This is a genomic window from Streptomyces sp. CNT372, assembly GCF_000377145.1.
This window is the reverse complement of the sequence record NZ_KB897780.1, coordinates 49,726-67,435: the sequence shown is the minus strand read 5'-3', so window position 1 is coordinate 67,435 and position 17,710 is coordinate 49,726. Positions and strand designations below refer to the sequence as shown.

The window sequence follows — 17,710 nt, the reverse complement described above, 5'->3', positions numbered from 1 at the left end:
GTCCGACCTCCGCGCGGCCGGACCGGCCGGTACCCCCGGCACCGTCGGGACCGTCCGCGCGCCGGCCGGACCGGCCTCCGCCCCCAACTCCGACCCTCTCCTCGAACCTGGAACGCCCGTGACGTCGTCCTCCGAGCCCTCCGGCCTGCTGGGCCTGCTCGCCGACTTCAGCCTCATCCTGAGCCTGTTCTTCCCGCTCTACCTCGTCGGGCTGATCCTGCCGCTGCTCATGCGCCGCAAGCGGCGCCGCGGGAAGGCGGGGGACTACCAGTGGCACCTGTTCGTGCCGTGCCGCGACGAGGAAGCCGTCATCGGCGACACCATCGCCTACCTGCGCGCATCCTGTCCGGAGGCCCACATCTGGGTCATCGACGACGACTCGGAGGACCGCACCGGCGCGATCGTGCGACGCGCCGCCGCCACGGACGCGGGCGTGCACCTGGTCCAGCGGCGGCGGCCCAACGCCCGTCTCGGCAAGGGGGAGGCCCTCAACGCGGCCTACGACACGCTCAGTTCACTGCTTCCGCCCGGCACCGACCGCCACCGCGTCATCGTCGGCGTCTTCGACGCCGACGGCCGCCCCGCACCGGGATGCCTCGACCACGTCGCCGCCCGCCGGTTCTTCGGCCGCTCCGAGATCGGCGGCGTCCAGATCGAGGTGCGGATGATGAACCGCGACGACCCGCGGCCTTCCCCCGACGGGGGCGCCGTGCGCAATCTCTACAGCCGACTCCTGATACGCATGCAGGACCTGGAGTTCCGTGCCCCCGTCGCCGCCCTCCAGCACGCCCGCAAGACCTCCCGCACCGTCTGCCTCGGCGGCAACGGCCAGTTCGTCCGCATGTCCGCGCTCGACGACCTCGACACCGAACGCGGACGCCCCTGGACCGGCCGGCTCCTGGAGGACTTCGAACTCGGCATCCACCTGATGCTGGCGGGCTGGATCAACTCCTTCTGCGCCGACACCTACGTCGAGCAGGAGGCGCTCTTCGACACCAAGCGCTTCCTCACCCAGCGCACCCGCTGGGCCCAGGGCGTGATGCAGTGCTTCGGCTACATCCCCGCGATCTGGCGCAGCAACAGGATCCCCAACGCCGGCTTCCTCGAACTGACCTTCTTCCTCAGCCAGCCCTGGCTCCAGCTCGTCGGCGCCCTGCTCTACCCCATTCCGATGATCGCCCTGGGGATCTCGTACTACCGCCATCCCGAAGCGGCGGCGGCGTACCTCGCCGACGGCGGCTGGCGCGGTATCGCGCTCTACGCGGCCATGGCCCTCGGTCAGTTCGTCATCTGGGGGCCTGTCTACCGGCGCAAGTGCGAACCGGGGGCCGGCTTCTGGCGCTCCCTCGGCTGGGGGCTGACCTACCCCTTCTACTTGTTCTTCCTCTACGTCGTCGCCTGGCGTGCCGTCGGCCGGATGATCAGCGGCCGCAACGGCTGGGCGAAGACCCGCCGCAACGCCGAGGCACCGACCGGCGGGCCGGTCGCCAAGGAAGCCTGACCCGGCCCGGCCACCTGATACCGGCCCGGGCAGGCCGCCGGCCCCGGGACGCCGCCGGCACCGGGTGGGCGGCCGGGCCGGGGCTCCGTACGGGCACCCCCCGAAGCCCGGCCCCCGCGAGGGCTACGCCCCCGGGAGGCCGGCCGCCGAGGCGAGGTCGGTCTTGAGGGCGGTCAGGACCGCGGCCGCGCGCTCGCGGGCGGCCGGGAGGGCGGTGGCGTCCGAAACCGGGACGACGACCTCCAGGTAGCACTTGAGCTTGGGCTCGGTGCCGCTGGGGCGGACGATCACGCGGGCCGCGTACTCGCCGTCCAGGTGGTAGCGCAGGCCGTCCGTCGGCGGCAGGGCCGCCGAGCCCACCGTGAGGTCCTCCGCCGAGGCGACCCGCAGGCCGCCGAGGGAGACCGGCGGCTTCTCACGCAGGGTGCGCATCGCGTCGGCGATGACCGAGAGGTCCGAGACGCGGACCGAGAGCTGGTCCGTCGCGTGCAGCCCGTGCTCGACGGCCAGGTCGTCGAGGAGGTCCGGCAGCGTGCGCCCCTCCTCCTTGAGGACGGAGACCAGCTCCGCCACGAGCAGCGCCGCCGTGATGCCGTCCTTGTCGCGGACGCCGTCCGGGTCGACGCAGTAGCCGAGGGCCTCCTCGTAGCCGTAGCGCAGGCCCTCGACGCGGGCGATCCACTTGAAACCGGTCAGGGTCTCCTCGTGGGCGAGGCCCGCCGACGCGGCGATCCGGCCGAGGAGGGAGGAGGAGACGATGGACTCCGCGAAGACGCCCGTCGCGCCCGTGCGCACCAGGTGCGCGGCGAGCAGCGCGCCGACCTCGTCGCCCCGGAGCATGCGCCAGCCGCCCTCGACGGCGGCGTCCGGCACGGCCACCGCGCAGCGGTCCGCGTCGGGGTCGTTGGCGATGACGACGTCCGGGACGACCGCGCGGGCCGCCTCGAAGGCCAGGTCCATCGCGCCCGGCTCCTCCGGGTTCGGGAAGGCGACCGTCGGGAACGCCGGGTCCGGGTCGGCCTGCTCGGCGACGAGCGCGGGCGGCGGGAAGCCGGCCCGGGCGAACGCGGCGGTCAGCACGTCCTTGCCGACGCCGTGCATCGCCGTGTAGACGACCCGCGCGGTGCGCGGGGACCCCGCGGAGAGGACCGCGTCGGTGCGCTCCAGGTACGCCTGGAGGACCTCGTCGCCCAGGACGTCCCAGCCCGACTCCGCGAGCGGCACGTCCGCGAGCCGGGCGACGGCCGCGATCTCGGCGGCGATCTCCGTGTCGGCGGGCGGCACGATCTGGGAGCCGTCGCCGAGGTAGACCTTGTAGCCGTTGTCCCGGGGCGGGTTGTGGCTGGCGGTCACCTCGACACCCGCGACCGCGCCCAACTGCCTTATGGCGAAGGCGAGTACGGGCGTCGGCAGCGGACGCGGCAGGACCGCGGCCCGCAGCCCGGCGCCGACCATCACGGCGGCGGTGTCCCGGGCGAAGTCGGCGGACTTGTAGCGGGCGTCGTAGCCGACGACGACGAGCCCGTCGCCCTGCCCCCTGGCCCGCAGGTACGCGGCGAGACCGGCGGCGGCCCGGATGACGACGGACCGGTTCATGCGCATGGGGCCCGCGCCCAGCTCGCCGCGCAGGCCCGCGGTGCCGAACTGGAGGGTGCCGGCGAAGCGGTCGCCGAGCGCGTCGAGGTCGCGTGCCTCGATCAGCGCGGCGAGCTCCGCGCGCGTCTCGGGGTCGGGGTCCTCCGCGAGCCATGCCTCGGCCCGTGCGATGAGGTCCTGCTGCACGGTTGGTCCGCCTCTCGTGCTCTGGTGCTCTCGTGAAGTGGTCTGCGCGCCCCGGCGCGGGCATGCGAGGGTGCGCGGGACGGGCGCGGCGGCCGGGATGCCGCCGCCCCCGTGGGGCCGGGCGGTCCCGGCCGTCAGATGCGGTCCAGCACCCGGGTCAGCAGCTCGCCCATCCGCGCGGCGGAGTCGCGGCCGGCCTGGAGGACCTCCTCGTGGTTGAGGGGCTCCCCGGAGAGGCCGGCGGCGAGGTTGGTGACGAGGGAGATGCCGAGCACCTCGGCACCCGCCTCACGGGCCGCGATGGCCTCCAGGACGGTGGACATGCCGACCAGGTCGCCACCCATCACACGGACCATGTTGATCTCGGCCGGGGTCTCGTAGTGCGGGCCGGGGAACTGGACGTAGACGCCCTCCTCCAGGGTCTCGTCCACCTCCTTGCAGAGCGCGCGCAGCCGCGGCGAGTAGAGGTCGGTGAGGTCGACGAAGTTGGCGCCGACGATCGGGGAGGCGGCGGTGAGGTTGATGTGGTCGCTGATCAGGACCGGCTGGCCGGGGCGCATGCCGTCGCGGAGGCCGCCGCAGCCGTTGGTCAGGACGACGGTCTTGCAGCCGGCGGCGACGGCGGTGCGGACGCCGTGGGCGACGGGGGCCACGCCGCGGCCCTCGTAGAAGTGGGTGCGGCCCAGGAAGACGAGTGCGCGCTTGCCGCCGATGCGGTACGAGCGGACCTTGCCGCCGTGGCCCTCGACCGCCGGGGGCGGGAAGCCGGGCAGCTCGGTGACGGGGAACTCCGCCTCGGGTGCGCCGAGCGCGTCCACCGCGGGGGCCCAGCCGGAGCCCATGACCAGCGCGACGTCGTGGGTCTCGGTGCCGGTCAGCTCACGCAGGCGCGAGGCGGCGGCGTCGGCCGCGGCATGGGGGTCGGCGAGGGTGTCGCCCGGGAGGTCCGGATTCACAGATGCGTTCACGCCGATGAGGGTAACCCGTGTTGCCCTACGCGCGTAGATGACGCTGCGCACGGTCTTCGGATCGTTGTCTTGTCGTTTCCGACGAAGGGCCGGCGAAGGGCCGGCGAAGGGCCGATGAATGGCCTGCGAGGGGCGTGCCGAAGCGCGGCCGGGGGCCGGTGAGGGGCCGGCGGCGAGGACTCCCGGGGCGCCCGGCACGGCGGGCGGCACCGGCCCCGGGGGCTCAGCAGGGCCGCTTGCGCAGCTCCATCACGTAGTCGTGCGGCGCCCCCGCCGACTCCGCCGCGTCCGCGATCTCGCCCAGGTAGCGGGCGGACGGCAGACCGCCCTCGTACGCGTTGAGGACGTAGACCCAGGCCGGCTCCTCGCCGTCCAGGGTGTCCACCCGGACCCGCATCCGGCGGTAGATGTCCAGGCCGACGCCCTCCCAGCGGTCCATGGAGTCCTCGTCCATCGGCGCGATGTCGTACAGCGCCACGAAGACCTGGGAGCGGGGTGCCTCCACGATGGTGGCCAGGGCGCCCTCCCAGCCCATCTGCTCGCCGCCGAAGGTCAGCCGCCAGCCGTTCAGCCAGCCGGTGCTGCGCAGCGGGGAGTGCGGTGCGCGGCGGGACATCAGCCGCGCGTCGAGGTTGCCGGCGTACGCGGCGTAGAGCGACATGGGATCGAGGGTACGGGAGCGCGCGCAGGGGTGTAGGACACGCCGGTGCCGCCCGGCCCCGGCCGCTCGCGCGGGGTTTCGAGCCCCGGGGGCGAGGGACCGCCCGTGGTGCGGGACAATGAAGTACGTACTGCATTCCTCCCGGGGCTTCCCCGGATCCCCGGCAGAGCGGGCAGGCGGGCCGGGAACGACAATGCGAGGCGGACTTTTTCGTGACCCGGATCGTGATCATCGGTGGCGGACCCGGCGGCTACGAGGCGGCGCTCGTGGCCGCCCAGCTCGGCGCGGAGGTGACCGTCGTCGACTGCGACGGTCTGGGCGGGGCGTCGGTGCTCACCGACTGCGTGCCGTCGAAGACCCTGATCGCCACCGCCGAGGTGATGACGACCTTCGACTCCTCCTACGAGGAGCTGGGCATCATCGTGGCCGACGACACCCCCCACATCGAGCAGGCCGCCCGGGTCGTCGGCGTGGACCTCGGCAAGGTCAACCGGCGGGTGAAGCGCCTCGCGCTCGCCCAGTCCCACGACATCACGGCCGCCGTGACCCGGGCCGGCGCGCGGGTGATGCGCGGCCGGGGCCGGCTGGAGGGGCAGCAGGACACGGACGGCTCCCGCACGGTCGTGGTGCGGGCCGCCGACGGCAGCGAGGAGCGGCTGACGGCGGACGCGGTGCTGGTCGCGACCGGCGGCCACCCCCGTGAGATCCCGGACGCGCTGCCGGACGGCGAGCGCATCCTCAACTGGACCCAGGTCTACGACCTGACCGAGCTCCCCGAGGAGCTCATCGTGGTCGGCTCCGGTGTCACGGGCGCCGAGTTCGCGGGCGCGTACCAGGCGCTGGGTTCCCGGGTCACCCTGGTCTCCTCGCGCGAGCGGGTGCTGCCGGGCGAGGACCCGGACGCGGCCGCCGTGCTGGAGGACGTGTTCCGCCGGCGCGGGATGAACGTGATGGCCCGCTCCCGCGCCCAGTCCGCCAAGCGGGCCGGCGACCGGGTCGAGGTCACGCTGGCCGACGGCCGGGTCATCTCCGGCACGCACTGCCTGATGGCGGTCGGCGCCGTCCCGAACACGGCGGGCATGGGTCTGGAGGAGGCCGGGGTCCGCCTGCGGGACTCGGGGCACATCTGGACGGACAAGGTCTCCCGCACCACCGCCCCCGGTGTGTACGCGGCCGGTGACGTCACCGGCGTCTTCGCGCTCGCCTCGGTCGCGGCCATGCAGGGCCGGATCGCGATGTACCACTTCCTCGGCGACGCGGTGACCCCGCTGAACCTGAAGACCGTCTCCGCGAACGTGTTCACCGACCCGGAGATCGCGACGGTCGGCTACACCCAGGCGGACGTGGACGCGGGCAAGATCGACGCCCGGGCCGTCAAGCTGCCGCTGCTGCGCAACCCGCGCGCCAAGATGCAGGGCATCCGGGACGGCTTCGTCAAGATCTTCTGCCGCCCCGGCACCGGGATCGTGGTCGGTGGTGTGGTCGTCTCGCCGCGCGCCTCGGAGCTGATCCACCCCATTTCGATCGCGGTCGACAACAACCTGACGGTGGAGCAGATCGCGAACGCGTTCACCGTGTACCCGTCTCTGTCGGGCTCGATCGCCGAGGTGGCCCGGCAGTTGCACACCCGCAAGGGCCTGGGCGAGGGCTGACCGGCCCGGCGGGGCGCGAACCGGGCGGAGCGGGGGAGAAACCCGGCGAACCCCGGGCACTCCGCGCCCGAATCGATCAACTGAGGGGCCGTCTATATCACTTGGCGGCCCCTCAAGCGTGCAATTTCCGTTATCCGGCGCATAGAGCTGAAAACGACGCGGCGGTGGGGTTACTGTCAGTTTCGTGTTCGCTGCAGAACGTCGTCAGTTGATCCTCGAAATGGTGCGCGCCAACGGAGCCGTGTCGCTCCGTGAGCTCGCCCGCGTCGTCCAGACCTCCGAAGTGACCGTACGGCGGGACGTGCGGGCACTGGAGGCAGAAGGACTCCTCGACCGCCGGCACGGCGGTGCGGTACTGCCGGGCGGGTTCACCCGCGAATCCGGCTTCCCGCAGAAATCCCTGTCCGCCACCGCGGAGAAGACGGCCATCGCCGACCTCGCCGCGGGCCTCGTCGAAGAGGGCGAGGCCATCGTGGTCGGCGCCGGGACGACCACGCAGGAGCTGGCCCGCCGGCTCGCGCGCGTCCCGGGGCTGACCGTGGTCACCAACTCCCTGCTGGTCGCGCAGGCCCTCGCCCACGCCAACCGGGTCGAGGTCGTGATGACCGGCGGCACCCTGCGCGGGTCCAACTACGCGCTGGTGGGCAGCGGGGCGGAGCAGTCCCTCCAGGGGCTGCGCGTCTCGCGGGCGTTCCTCTCCGGGAGCGGGCTCACGGCCGAGCGGGGCCTGTCCACGTCCAACATGCTCTCGGCGAGCGTGGACCGGGCGCTGGTCCAGGCCGCGGCGGAGGTCGTGGTCCTCGCCGATCACACCAAGCTCGGTACGGACACCATGTTCCAGACCGTGCCGACGGACGTGATCACGCGCCTGGTGACGGACGAGCCGCCGCCGCACGACGAGCGGGCCGCGACGGAGTTGCAGGCGCTGGCCGACCAGGGCGTGCAGATCGCGGTCGCCGGGGCACAGACCCAGGCGCCGGGGGGCGCGGCCCGGCACGACGTACCCCTCCCGGGGCAGCGCCGCACCCGGGGCGGGCTGCGCAGCACCACGGGGGCGCTGGCCCCGGAGGGGCTGCCGGAGCGCACGGCGGCCCGCGTCGCGGACCTGCGCCGCCGGTAGCGCCCCGCCGGGCCGGGCCGGCGTGCCCGTTGCGCGCGGGGCCGGGGCGGGCGGGCGCGTCGCGCGCGGGGCCGGGGCGAGCACTTCGCACGCGAGACCCGGCCGGGCACTCCGCACGCGCGGGGCCGTGCCCTCAGGAGCCCTTGAGGCCCCGCAGGGTCAGTCTCAGCAGGCGGTCGGCCAACTCCGTGTCGGACGGGGTCTGTTCGGCCGCCAGGGCGATCGCGTTGGTGAGCTGCATCAGATCGCCGATCCCGACGTCCGCCCGCACCGCGCCGCTCTCCTGCGCGCGGCGCAGCAGCCGCTCGCCCGCCGCACGCAGCGGCACACTGCACGAGGTCATCGCCGAACCGGTGCCCTCCGTGCCGGCGGCGGACATCAGCGCCCAGGTCAGGCCCCGGTACTCGCCCGCGTGCCGGATCAGCGCGCGCAGCCACTCCACGAGGGCCGCGCACGGCTCCTCCGCGTCGGCGAGTTCAGTCGAGCGTTCCAGCAGCGCGGCCAGCGCCTCCTGGAAGACGGCGCTCAGCATCGCCTGGCGGTTGGGGAAGTGCCGGTACAGCGTCCCGATGCCCACGCCCGAGCGGCGGGCGATCTCCTCCAGGGACGCGTCGGTGCCCTGCGCGGCGAACACGGCGCGCGCCTCGGTGAGCAGCCGCTCGTAGTTGCGGCGCGCGTCGGCTCGCATCGGCCGGGGCAGGGGGCTGGTCTCGGTCACGCCGTCCAGGATGCCGGATACCGCCGGGTCCGAGGGGCGTACCGCTGCCGGGGCAACGCCCGAGGGCCCCGGCCGGTCGGTCGGCCGGGGCCCTCGGGACGCGTGAACGCCGGGCGGGACGGGTCAGTCCTTGATCTCGCAGATCGTCGCACCGGCCGTGAGCGAGGCGCCGACCTCGGCGGAGAGGCCCTTGACCGTGCCGGAGCGGTGCGCGTTGAGCGGCTGCTCCATCTTCATGGCCTCCAGGACGACGACCAGGTCGCCCTCCTTGACCTCCTGGCCCTCCTCGACGGCGACCTTGACGATCGTGCCCTGCATCGGGGACGCCAGGGTGTCGCCGGAGGCGCCCGACGCGGACTTCTTCGCGGCCCGGCGCTTCGGCTTGGCGCCGGCGGCCAGCCCGGTGCGGGCGAGGGTCATCCCGAGGGAGGACGGCAGCGAGACCTCCAGGCGCTTGCCGCCGACCTCGACGACGATCGTCTCGCGGCCCGCCTCGTCCTCGTCCGCCTCACCCGGGACGGTGAACGGCTTGACCTCGTTGACGAACTCCGTCTCGATCCAGCGGGTGTGCACGCGGAACGGGTCGGCGGTGAAGGCCGGGTCCACCACCACGGCGCGGTGGAAGGGGATGGCCGTGGCCATGCCCTCGACCTCGAACTCGGCCAGCGCGCGGGACGCCCGCTGGAGGGCCTGCTCACGGGTGGCGCCGGTGACGATCAGCTTGGCCAGCAGGGAGTCCCACGCCGGGCCGATCACCGAGCCGGACTCGACACCGGCGTCCAGGCGGACACCCGGGCCGGTCGGCGGGCGGAAGGAGGTGACGGTGCCGGGGGCGGGCAGGAAGTTGCGGCCCGGGTCCTCGCCGTTGATACGGAACTCGAAGGAGTGACCGCGCACCGCCGGGTCGCCGTAACCCAGCTCCTCGCCGTCGGCGATGCGGAACATCTCGCGCACCAGGTCGATGCCGGTGACCTCCTCGGTCACCGGGTGCTCGACCTGGAGACGGGTGTTGACCTCCAGGAAGGAGATCGTGCCGTCGAGGCCGACCAGGAACTCCACCGTGCCGGCGCCGACGTAGCCGGCCTCCTTCAGGATGGCCTTCGACGCCCGGTACAGCTCGGCGTTCTGCTCGTCCGTCAGGAACGGCGCCGGGGCCTCCTCGACGAGCTTCTGGTGACGGCGCTGGAGGGAGCAGTCACGCGTGGAGACGACGACCACGTTGCCGTGCGTGTCGGCCAGGCACTGGGTCTCCACGTGGCGCGGCTTGTCGAGGTAGCGCTCGACGAAGCACTCGCCGCGGCCGAAGGCGGCGACCGCCTCGCGGACGGCGGAGTCGTACAGCTCGGGGACCTCGTCGAGGGTGCGGGCGACCTTCAGACCGCGCCCGCCGCCGCCGAAGGCGGCCTTGATCGCGATGGGGAGGCCGTGCTCCTCGGCGAAGGCGACGACCTCGTCCGCGCCGGAGACCGGATCGGGGGTGCCCGCGACCAGGGGGGCGCCCGCGCGCTGGGCGATGTGCCGGGCGGCGACCTTGTCACCGAGGTCCCGGATGGCCTGCGGCGGCGGGCCGATCCAGGTCAGGCCGGCGTCGAGGACGGCCTGCGCGAACTCCGCGTTCTCGGACAGGAAGCCGTAGCCGGGGTGGATCGCGTCCGCTCCGGAGTCGGCCGCGGCCTGGAGCACCTTGGCCATGTCCAGGTAACTGGCGGCCGGGGTGTCACCGCCCAGGGCGAACGCCTCGTCCGCCGCGCGGACATGCAGAGCGTCACGGTCCGGATCCGCGTAGACGGCGACACTGGCGATGCCGGCGTCCCGGCAGGCCCGGGCGACACGGACAGCGATTTCGCCACGGTTGGCGATGAGCACCTTGCGCACGATGGCTCCCTCCTTGAAACAAGCTGAGTTTAGGGACTGCCGACACGGCCTATCGACCCGTCCCCAATGGTGAGCTTGCCCACACGGAGCGTGATTCGAGGCTCGCTCGATCGTGAAATCCCTTGTCGCACCAAGGTACGACGGCATCTCCCCTCGCACAGTAACCCTCCGGTGTGGTCAAGGTCTCTGTTCGCCGGGCCACCTCGCTCCCGCGTTTCTTTGTGGAGTCCCTACGAACGGACCCCTGATTCTTTGCCCCGACTCCGGGAGTGCCGCACCTCTTGTCCCTGCGTTTACCGGTCAGTAGCGTGCGGGCTGTCGTACGTACGTCCGGTGGCAGGGCCCGAAAACTGGGGGTGGGGTGCCGTGGTGCGCAGAACGGTGGCCGTGGTGGCGGCGCTCGTCCTGCTGGCGGAGGCCGTCGGGATCGTGGTGCTCAACGGCATCATGGCGAGGTTCGTGACGGGCCAGAACATGTCCCTCGACGGACTGGACCCGGCGCTCATGGCCGACGCGACCTGGGGTCTGGGCATCGGCTCCGGGCTGTTCCTCGGGGCGTGCGCGGCGGTGCTGCTCCTGATGGGCGTACGCGACCGGGCGCCCGGGCGCCCCGGCCGGATCCTCCTCGTCGTCTGCGCGGTGGTGCACGGGGTGCTCGGCGCGCTGACGGTGGGTCTGGTCGGCTGGTCGGCGTTCGCCGCGATGATGGCGGTGCTGGCGCTGGTGGTGCTGCCGCTGGTGGCCTACGGGCCCCGGGTGGCGGCGGAGCCCGCCGAACCGGCCGACCCCGTGGAGACCGGCCCGGCGGCGGGCCCGGCCACCGCCTGAGCCACGGCCCGGGCCACCGGACCGGGCGGGACCACCGGACCGGACCGAGACCGAGCCACCGGACCAGACCGAGCCACCGGACCGGGCGGGACCACCGGGCCGGGCCTCGCGGGCCGGCGGGCCGGTCAGGTCCAGAAGTCGGTGATCGAGTGGCCGGTCTCGGCGAGCAGCCTGCGCAGCAGGGGCAGCGAGAGGCCGATGACGTTGCCGTGGTCGCCGTCGATCGAGTCGACGAACGGCGCGGACCGCCCGTCCAGGGTGAACGCCCCGGCCACGTGCAGCGGTTCACCGCTGGCGACGTACGCGGCGATCTCCGCGTCCGTCGGCTCCCCGAAGCGCACGGTGGTCGACGCGGTCGCCGAGGCGCGCCGGCCGGTCACGGTGTCGATCACGCAGTGCCCGGTCCGCAGCACCCCGTCCCGCCCGCGCATCGCCTTCCAGCGGGCGGTGGCCTCCTCGGCGTCGGCGGGCTTCCCGTAGGCCGTGCCGTCCAGTTCGAGGACGGAGTCGCAGGCGACCAGCAGGGCCCCGGCCGCCTCCGGGCGGGCGGCGACGGCGTCGGCCTTGGCCTCGGCGAGGACGAGGGCCAGTTCGGCGGGAGTGGGCGCCTCGATCGCGTCCTCGTCGACCCCGCTGACGACGACATGGGGATCGAGTCCGGCCTGCTTCAGCAGACCGAGGCGGGCGGGCGACGCGGAGGCGAGGACGAGACGCATGGGGTCATGCTACGGGCGGCCCGCCGGGCGCCGGTACGGGCCGGGGGCCGGGCCCACACGTGCGCGACGGGGGACCCGGGGCCGGGCCCACACGTGCGGGACGGGCCCGGGTACCTGACGGGCGAGGGGCGGCGGGCCCGGGTCCCGGCCCGCCGGGGTCAGCGCAGGCCCGCCGCCAGCATCGCGACGAGCATCGCCAGCGCCAGCAGCACACCCGCGCGGCGCAGCATCGCCTGCATGGCGCGCAGTTCCTCGGGCGGCTCGTTCTCCGGGTCGGACCACAGCATGCCTTCGATCCTGCGGGTCGCGCCGCCCTCCCGCCTGAGTACGCGTACTCAACCTGCCCGTGGCCCCCGGCACACCGCGAGGACCGCACACGGCGAGGGGGCAGGTCCCGGCCGGGACCTGCCCCCTCGCCCATGCCTCACGGGCCGCCCGTCAGGACGGCCAGTAGCTGCGGACCCAGGACCGCGGCCCCGGCATCGGCCGGCGGCTGCGGGCGATGCGCGCCGGGTCCGACCAGCCCTCGGGAACGGCCTCGGACGTGCCCGAGGCGGCCTGTGCGCTCGCCGCGGCACGGGCCTGGACGACCGCGACGGCGGCGGCCAGCTCCTCCGGGGTGGGGTTGCCTCGTACGACCTTGATCATCGGATTGCCTCCCGGGGCCCGCCGTTCGGAGCGGGCCCTCGCCGTCGGACCGTCAGAGCGGGATGTTGCCGTGCTTCTTCGGGGGCAGGCTCTCCCGCTTGGTGCGCAGCTGCCGCAGGCCCTTCACGATGTGGGCACGGGTCTCGGACGGCATGACCACCGCGTCGATGTAGCCGCGCTCGGCCGCGGTGTAAGGGTTGAGCAGGGCGTCCTCGTACTCCTGGATCAGCCGCGCCCGCACCTCCTCCTGCTCCTCGGCGGGGGTCTCCGCGATGGTGCGGCGGTGCAGGATGTTCACCGCGCCCTGCGCGCCCATGACCGCGATCTGGGCCGTGGGCCAGGCCAGGTTGAGGTCGGCGCCCAGGTGCTTGGAGCCCATCACGTCGTACGCACCGCCGAACGCCTTGCGGGTGATGACCGTGATCAGCGGGACGGTCGCCTCGGCGTACGCGTAGATCAGCTTGGCGCCGCGCCGGATGATGCCGCCGTACTCCTGGTCGACGCCCGGGAGGAAGCCGGGCACGTCCACGAAGGTGATCACCGGGACGTTGAACGCGTCGCAGGTGCGCACGAAACGCGCCGCCTTCTCCGAGGCGTTGATGTCCAGGCAGCCCGCGAACTGCATCGGCTGGTTGGCGACGATGCCGACCGGGAAGCCCTCCACCCGGCCGAAGCCGGTCACGATGTTCGGCGCGAACATCGTCTGGGTCTCCAGGAACTCGCCCTCGTCCAGGACGTGTTCGACCACGGTGCGGATGTCGTAGGGCTGGTTCGCCGAGTCCGGGATCAGCGTGTCCAGCTCCCGGTCCTCGTCGTTGACCGCGGTGTCCGCGGACTCCGGGAAGGACGGCGGCTCGGAGAGGTTGTTGGACGGCAGGTACGACAGCAGGGACTTGACGTACTCGATGGCGTCCTTCTCGTCGCCCGCCATGTGGTGCGCCACGCCCGAGGTGGTGTTGTGGGTGCGCGCGCCGCCCAGCTCCTCGAAGCCGACGTCCTCGCCGGTGACGGTCTTGATGACGTCCGGGCCGGTGATGAACATGTGCGAGGTCTGGTCCACCATCACCGTGAAGTCGGTGATCGCGGGGGAGTAGACCGCGCCACCCGCGCAGGGGCCGACGACCAGGGAGATCTGCGGGATCACGCCCGAGGCGTGCGCGTTGCGGCGGAAGATCTCGCCGTACATGCCGAGCGCGCTCACGCCCTCCTGGATGCGCGCGCCGCCGGAGTCGTTGATGCCGACGACCGGGCAGCCGGTCTTCAGGGCGAAGTCCATCACCTTGATGATCTTCTGTCCGAACACCTCGCCGAGGGCGCCGCCGAAGACGGTGAAGTCCTGCGAGAACACGGCCACCGGACGGCCGTCGACCGTGCCGTAGCCGGTGACCACGCCGTCGCCGTAGGGCCGGGTCCTCTCCAGGCCGAAGTTGGTCGAGCGGTGCCGGGCGAACTCGTCCAGCTCCACGAAGGAGTCCTCGTCCAGCAGCAGGTCGATCCGCTCCCGAGCGGTCAACTTGCCCTTGGCGTGCTGCTTTTCCACGGCGCGTGCGGAGCCGGCGTGCGTCGCCTCGTCGATCCGGCGCTGAAGATCCGCGATCTTGCCCGCGGTGGTGTGGATGTCGATTGCTTCCGGCTCGGACATCGGGATGCGGCTCCCTGACTGGTCACGGGGGACGGGTACGGAAACGGGTGATCGGCTTCCGGGCTGGTTCCGGTGCTACTGACTCGTAGCGTATCGGCGGGGATACCGTTCGGCAGTGCGGCGTTTGCCACACCTAACCTGGCTTGCATGACGCACGAGAATGCGCCCGACGGGGCCCCCGCAAGCCGCTGGTCCGACCTCGGCCGGCCCCCGCTGAACGTGGCCGCGCTGCGGCGCGCCCTCCTCGTCCCCGGGGGCCTGTGGACCTCCCTGGACGTCCTGCCGAGCGTGGGTTCCACCAACTCCGACCTGGCCGAGCGGGCCGGGGACCTGCCCGAGGGGGCCGTGCTGGTCGCCGAGGAGCAGACCGCGGGCCGGGGCCGGCTGGACCGCTCCTGGACCGCGCCGCCGCGCTCCGGCCTCTTCCTGTCGGTGCTGCTGCGCCCCGGACCGGAGATCCCCCCGGAGCGCTGGGGCTGGCTCCCGCTGCTGGGCGGCGTGGCCGCCGCGACCGGTCTCGCCCGTGCCGCCGGCACCGATCTGACCCTCAAATGGCCCAACGACCTCCTGGTGACCGTGGGCGGCGAGGAGCGCAAGACCGGCGGCATCCTCGCGGAGCGTGCCGGTGACGACGCGGTCGTCCTCGGCCTGGGCATCAACGTCTCGCTCGACGCCGGTGAGCTGCCCGTCCCCACGGCCGGCTCCCTGGGCCTCGCGAACGCCGTCTCCACCGACCGCGACCCCCTGCTGCGGGCCGTGCTGCGCTCCCTGGAGCAGTGGTACGGCGACTGGCGCGCGGCGGGCGGCGACGCGGGGGCCTGCGGGCTCCAGGCGGCGTACGCGGCGGGCTGCGCCACCCTCGGCCGCGAGGTGCGCGCCGAGCTGCCCGGCGGGAAGGCGCTGACGGGCGAGGCGGCGGCGATCGACGGCGACGGCCGGCTCGTGGTCACCACGGGTGACGGGGAGCGCACGGCGGTCTCGGCGGGCGACATCGTCCATCTGCGCCCGGCGGGCTGAGGCGGGGCGGGTGTCCCGGCTCGTGCGCCGGCCCGGGCGGGCCGGGGCCGGTGCGGGCGGTCCCCGCCTGTGTGCGCGCCCGGGCGGAGCCGGGGCGGTGCGAGCGGTGCGGCGCATTCCGTTCGTGCGGGTCCGCCGCCGGGACGTGAGCTGGGGCACACCTGCCGTATCGTTGAGGCGATCGAGCGACAGATCGGCAGGTACGTGCGCAGGGAACGGGCAGGAGGCGGCTGGTGACCGTCGACGACACCACTTCCGGCGCGGGCGAGCAGCCGCCGTCGGACTCCTCGTCCGGCTCCTCCGGCACCGCGGGCCCGGCCGCCTCCGGGAGCGGCGCGGGCCAGAACGGCCCCGGAGCCGTCCACCCCCCGCACCGCGAGGTCGACCACACGGCCGAGCCGTCCGACGACCCCCTGGCCATCCGGCTCGAACAGCTCATCCTCGGCGCCGAACGCCGCTACACCCCCTTCCAGGCCGCCCGCACCGCCGGTGTCTCCATGGAGCTGGCCTCCCGCTTCTGGCGGGCCATGGGCTTCGCGGACATCGGCCAGGCCAAGGCGCTCACCGAGGCGGACGTCCTCGCCCTGCGCCGCCTCGCCGGTCTGGTGGAGGCGGGGCTGCTCAGCGAGCCGATGGCGATCCAGGTGGCCCGCTCCACCGGGCAGACCACCGCCCGGCTGGCCGAATGGCAGATCGACTCCTTCCTGGAGGGCCTCACCGAGCCCCCGGAGCCGGGGATGACCCGGACCGAGGTCACCTATCCGCTGGTCGAGCTGCTCCTGCCCGAGCTGGAGGAGTTCCTCGTATACGTGTGGCGGCGCCAGCTCGCGGCCGCGACCGGCCGGGTCGTCCAGGCCGCCGACGACGAGGAGATGGTGGACCGCCGGCTCGCCGTCGGCTTCGCCGACCTGGTCGGCTTCACCCGGCTCACCCGGCGCCTGGAGGAGGAGGAACTCGGCGAACTCGTCGAATCCTTCGAGACCACCTGTGCCGACCTGGTCGCCGCGCACGGCGGCCGGCTGATCAAGACCCTCGGCGACGAGGTCCTGTACGCGGCGGACGACGCCCGCACGGCCGCCGAGATCGCGCTGCGCCTCATCGACGCCATGTCCGAGGACGAGACCATGCCCGCGCTGCGGGTGGGCATCGCCTTCGGCACGGTGACGACCCGGATGGGCGACGTGTTCGGGACGACCGTGAACCTGGCGAGCCGGCTCACCTCGATAGCGCCCAAGGACGCGGTCCTGGTCGACGGCGCGTTCGCCGAGGAGCTGGTGCGGACCGGGGACGCCCCGGAGTCGGAGGCGGAGGCCGCGGCGGCGGAGAAGGAGAGCGAGGAGCCCTCGCCGTACCGGTACGGCCTCCAGCCGATGTGGCAGCGCCCCGTGCGCGGGCTGGGTGTGGTGGAGCCGTGGCTGCTGGCCCGCCGCCCGGCCGCGCCCTGACCCCCGTCCCCTGGCCCGCCGGCCGGCCGCGCCCTGACCGGCGCTGTCGCGCCGCCCGGCCGCGCCCCGGCCGGGCGCCCGCTGTGCGCGGGCCCGGTGGCCCCTGCCCGGCCCCGCCGTACCCGCACACTCCTCTGCCGCGCCCGGCCCCGCTGTCCCGTCGTACCCGCACGCCCGGCCGTCCCCCTCCGTCCCCTGCCGTCCCGGCGCTCCCTGGGCCTATGATCCCGGTGGATGTGAACCAGCGTTAACCGGGAGGGTGGGCCGTCATGCCGGAGTCCGAGCAGAGGTTCGGGGAGTTCGTCGCGGTGCGCAGGCACGAGCAGGGGCATGTCGCCGAGCTCGTCCTCGACCGGCCGAAGGCGATGAACGCGGTCTCCACGGAGATGGCCGCCTCGATCGGTGCGGCCTGTGCCGCCCTCGCCGCCGACCGGGAGGTCCGGGTCACCGTCCTGACCTCCAGCAACGACCGCGCCTTCTGTGTCGGCGCGGACCTCAAGGAGCGCAACTCCTTCTCCGACGCCGACCTGGTGCGGCAGCGGCCCACCGCGCGCGGCGCGTACACCGGGGTGCTGGAGCTGCCGATGCCCACCGTGGCGGCGGTACACGGTTTCGCCCTGGGCGGCGGCTTCGAGCTGGCGCTCTCCTGCGATGTGATCGTGGCCGACGCGACGGCCGTCGTCGGACTGCCCGAGGTGTCGGTCGGCGTCATCCCGGGCGGCGGCGGCACGCAGTTGCTGCCCCGCCGGGTGGGCGCCGCCCGCGCCGCCGAGCTGGTCTTCACCGCCCGCCGGGTGGAGGCGGCCGAGGCGCGCGAGCTCGGGCTCGTCGACGTCCTCGGGGAGGACGCCCGCGCCGAGGCGCTGGCGCTGGCGGCCCGGATCGCCGTCAACTCGCCCGTCGGGCTGCGCAACGCCAAGAAGGCGATGCGTCTCGGTCAGGGGCTGGACCTGCGGGCGGGGCTGGAGGTGGAGGACGCCGCCTGGCGCGCGACCGCGTTTTCCGGCGACCGGGCCGAGGGTGTGGCCGCGTTCAACGAGAAGCGGCGGCCGGCCTGGCCGGGGGAGTGACGCGCCGCGAGCCCCGGTGCCTCCGGCCTCGCGGGGCCGCCGGGCGCCGTGCCGGGCGTGGCCGGGG

General features: G+C 73.8%; 16 protein-coding genes. 7 read left to right on the top strand and 9 right to left on the bottom strand.

All coding sequences use genetic code 11. The features are described 5' to 3' along the window. Positions 1–118: 118 nt before the first annotated feature. Entirely contained in the window at positions 119–1,501 is a 1,383-nt protein-coding gene (locus C593_RS0110705; protein ID WP_018847296.1) for an XrtP-associated glycosyltransferase, read from the top strand. A 123-nt stretch (positions 1,502–1,624) separates the two neighbouring features. Here the strand turns inward: C593_RS0110705 and C593_RS0110700 are convergent, their stop codons facing one another. The 3 genes from C593_RS0110700 to C593_RS0110690 form a co-directional block, all read right to left on the bottom strand. Beyond that, a complete protein-coding gene (locus C593_RS0110700) occupies positions 1,625–3,283 on the bottom strand; it encodes a phospho-sugar mutase (protein WP_018847295.1) in 1,659 nt (552 codons plus the stop codon). Between the two features lie 134 nt (positions 3,284–3,417). Further along, the gene (locus tag C593_RS0110695; protein WP_026277563.1) at positions 3,418–4,251 is read right to left on the bottom strand and encodes a purine-nucleoside phosphorylase; all 834 of its coding nucleotides are present in this window, start codon (positions 4,249–4,251) and stop codon (positions 3,418–3,420) included. Positions 4,252–4,474: 223 nt separating this feature from the next. After that, positions 4,475–4,912 carry a gamma-glutamylcyclotransferase family protein gene (locus C593_RS0110690; RefSeq protein WP_018847293.1) on the bottom strand — a complete coding sequence of 146 codons (438 nt, stop codon included), beginning with the start codon at positions 4,910–4,912 and terminating at the stop codon, positions 4,475–4,477. 212 nt (positions 4,913–5,124) lie between these two features. On the opposite strand from C593_RS0110690, the gene C593_RS0110685 reads away from it, so the two are divergent. Both C593_RS0110685 and C593_RS0110680 read left to right on the top strand, forming a co-directional pair. Continuing rightward, on the top strand, positions 5,125–6,564 hold the full coding sequence (locus C593_RS0110685) for an NAD(P)H-quinone dehydrogenase (RefSeq protein WP_018847292.1): 1,440 nt from the start codon (positions 5,125–5,127) through the stop codon (positions 6,562–6,564). Between the two features lie 184 nt (positions 6,565–6,748). Beyond that, positions 6,749–7,684 carry a DeoR/GlpR family DNA-binding transcription regulator gene (locus tag C593_RS0110680; protein WP_078521379.1) on the top strand — a complete coding sequence of 312 codons (936 nt, stop codon included), beginning with the start codon at positions 6,749–6,751 and terminating at the stop codon, positions 7,682–7,684. Between the two features lie 133 nt (positions 7,685–7,817). Here the strand turns inward: C593_RS0110680 and C593_RS0110675 are convergent, their stop codons facing one another. Together C593_RS0110675 and C593_RS0110670 are read right to left on the bottom strand one after the other, a co-directional pair. Further along, positions 7,818–8,372, bottom strand: a complete 555-nt coding sequence (locus C593_RS0110675) for a TetR/AcrR family transcriptional regulator (RefSeq protein WP_037745521.1) — start codon at positions 8,370–8,372, stop codon at positions 7,818–7,820. Between the two features lie 153 nt (positions 8,373–8,525). Further along, the gene (locus C593_RS0110670) at positions 8,526–10,277 is read right to left on the bottom strand and encodes an ATP-binding protein (RefSeq protein WP_018847289.1); all 1,752 of its coding nucleotides are present in this window, start codon (positions 10,275–10,277) and stop codon (positions 8,526–8,528) included. Between the two features lie 381 nt (positions 10,278–10,658). Here C593_RS0110670 and C593_RS0110665 point away from each other — a divergent pair, with 381 nt between their 5' ends. Further along, entirely contained in the window at positions 10,659–11,105 is a 447-nt protein-coding gene (locus tag C593_RS0110665; protein WP_018847288.1) for a hypothetical protein, read from the top strand. Positions 11,106–11,230: 125 nt separating this feature from the next. Here the strand turns inward: C593_RS0110665 and C593_RS0110660 are convergent, their stop codons facing one another. The 4 genes from C593_RS0110660 to C593_RS0110645 all read right to left on the bottom strand — a co-directional run bounded on the left by C593_RS0110660 (position 11,231) and on the right by C593_RS0110645 (position 14,111). Next, entirely contained in the window at positions 11,231–11,821 is a 591-nt protein-coding gene (locus C593_RS0110660; RefSeq protein ID WP_018847287.1) for a Maf family nucleotide pyrophosphatase, read from the bottom strand. Positions 11,822–11,979: 158 nt separating this feature from the next. Next, positions 11,980–12,108: a morphogenic membrane protein MmpB gene (gene mmpB, locus C593_RS33690; RefSeq protein WP_018847286.1), complete on the bottom strand. Its 129-nt coding sequence runs from the start codon at positions 12,106–12,108 to the stop codon at positions 11,980–11,982. 151 nt (positions 12,109–12,259) lie between these two features. Beyond that, positions 12,260–12,469, bottom strand: a complete 210-nt coding sequence (locus C593_RS0110650; RefSeq protein WP_018847285.1) for an acyl-CoA carboxylase epsilon subunit — start codon at positions 12,467–12,469, stop codon at positions 12,260–12,262. Positions 12,470–12,521: 52 nt separating this feature from the next. Then, complete coding sequence (locus tag C593_RS0110645) at positions 12,522–14,111, bottom strand: acyl-CoA carboxylase subunit beta (protein ID WP_018847284.1); 1,590 nt, start codon at positions 14,109–14,111, stop codon at positions 12,522–12,524. Between the two features lie 147 nt (positions 14,112–14,258). Here C593_RS0110645 and C593_RS0110640 point away from each other — a divergent pair, with 147 nt between their 5' ends. The 3 genes from C593_RS0110640 (at position 14,259) to C593_RS0110630 (ending at position 17,643) form a co-directional block, all read left to right on the top strand. Next, positions 14,259–15,128, top strand: a complete 870-nt coding sequence (locus C593_RS0110640) for a biotin--[acetyl-CoA-carboxylase] ligase (protein ID WP_020610284.1) — start codon at positions 14,259–14,261, stop codon at positions 15,126–15,128. Between the two features lie 233 nt (positions 15,129–15,361). Continuing rightward, a complete protein-coding gene (locus C593_RS0110635) occupies positions 15,362–16,573 on the top strand; it encodes an adenylate/guanylate cyclase domain-containing protein (RefSeq protein ID WP_018847282.1) in 1,212 nt (403 codons plus the stop codon). A 269-nt stretch (positions 16,574–16,842) separates the two neighbouring features. Next, complete coding sequence (locus tag C593_RS0110630) at positions 16,843–17,643, top strand: enoyl-CoA hydratase-related protein (protein WP_018847281.1); 801 nt, start codon at positions 16,843–16,845, stop codon at positions 17,641–17,643. Positions 17,644–17,710: the final 67 nt, after the last annotated feature.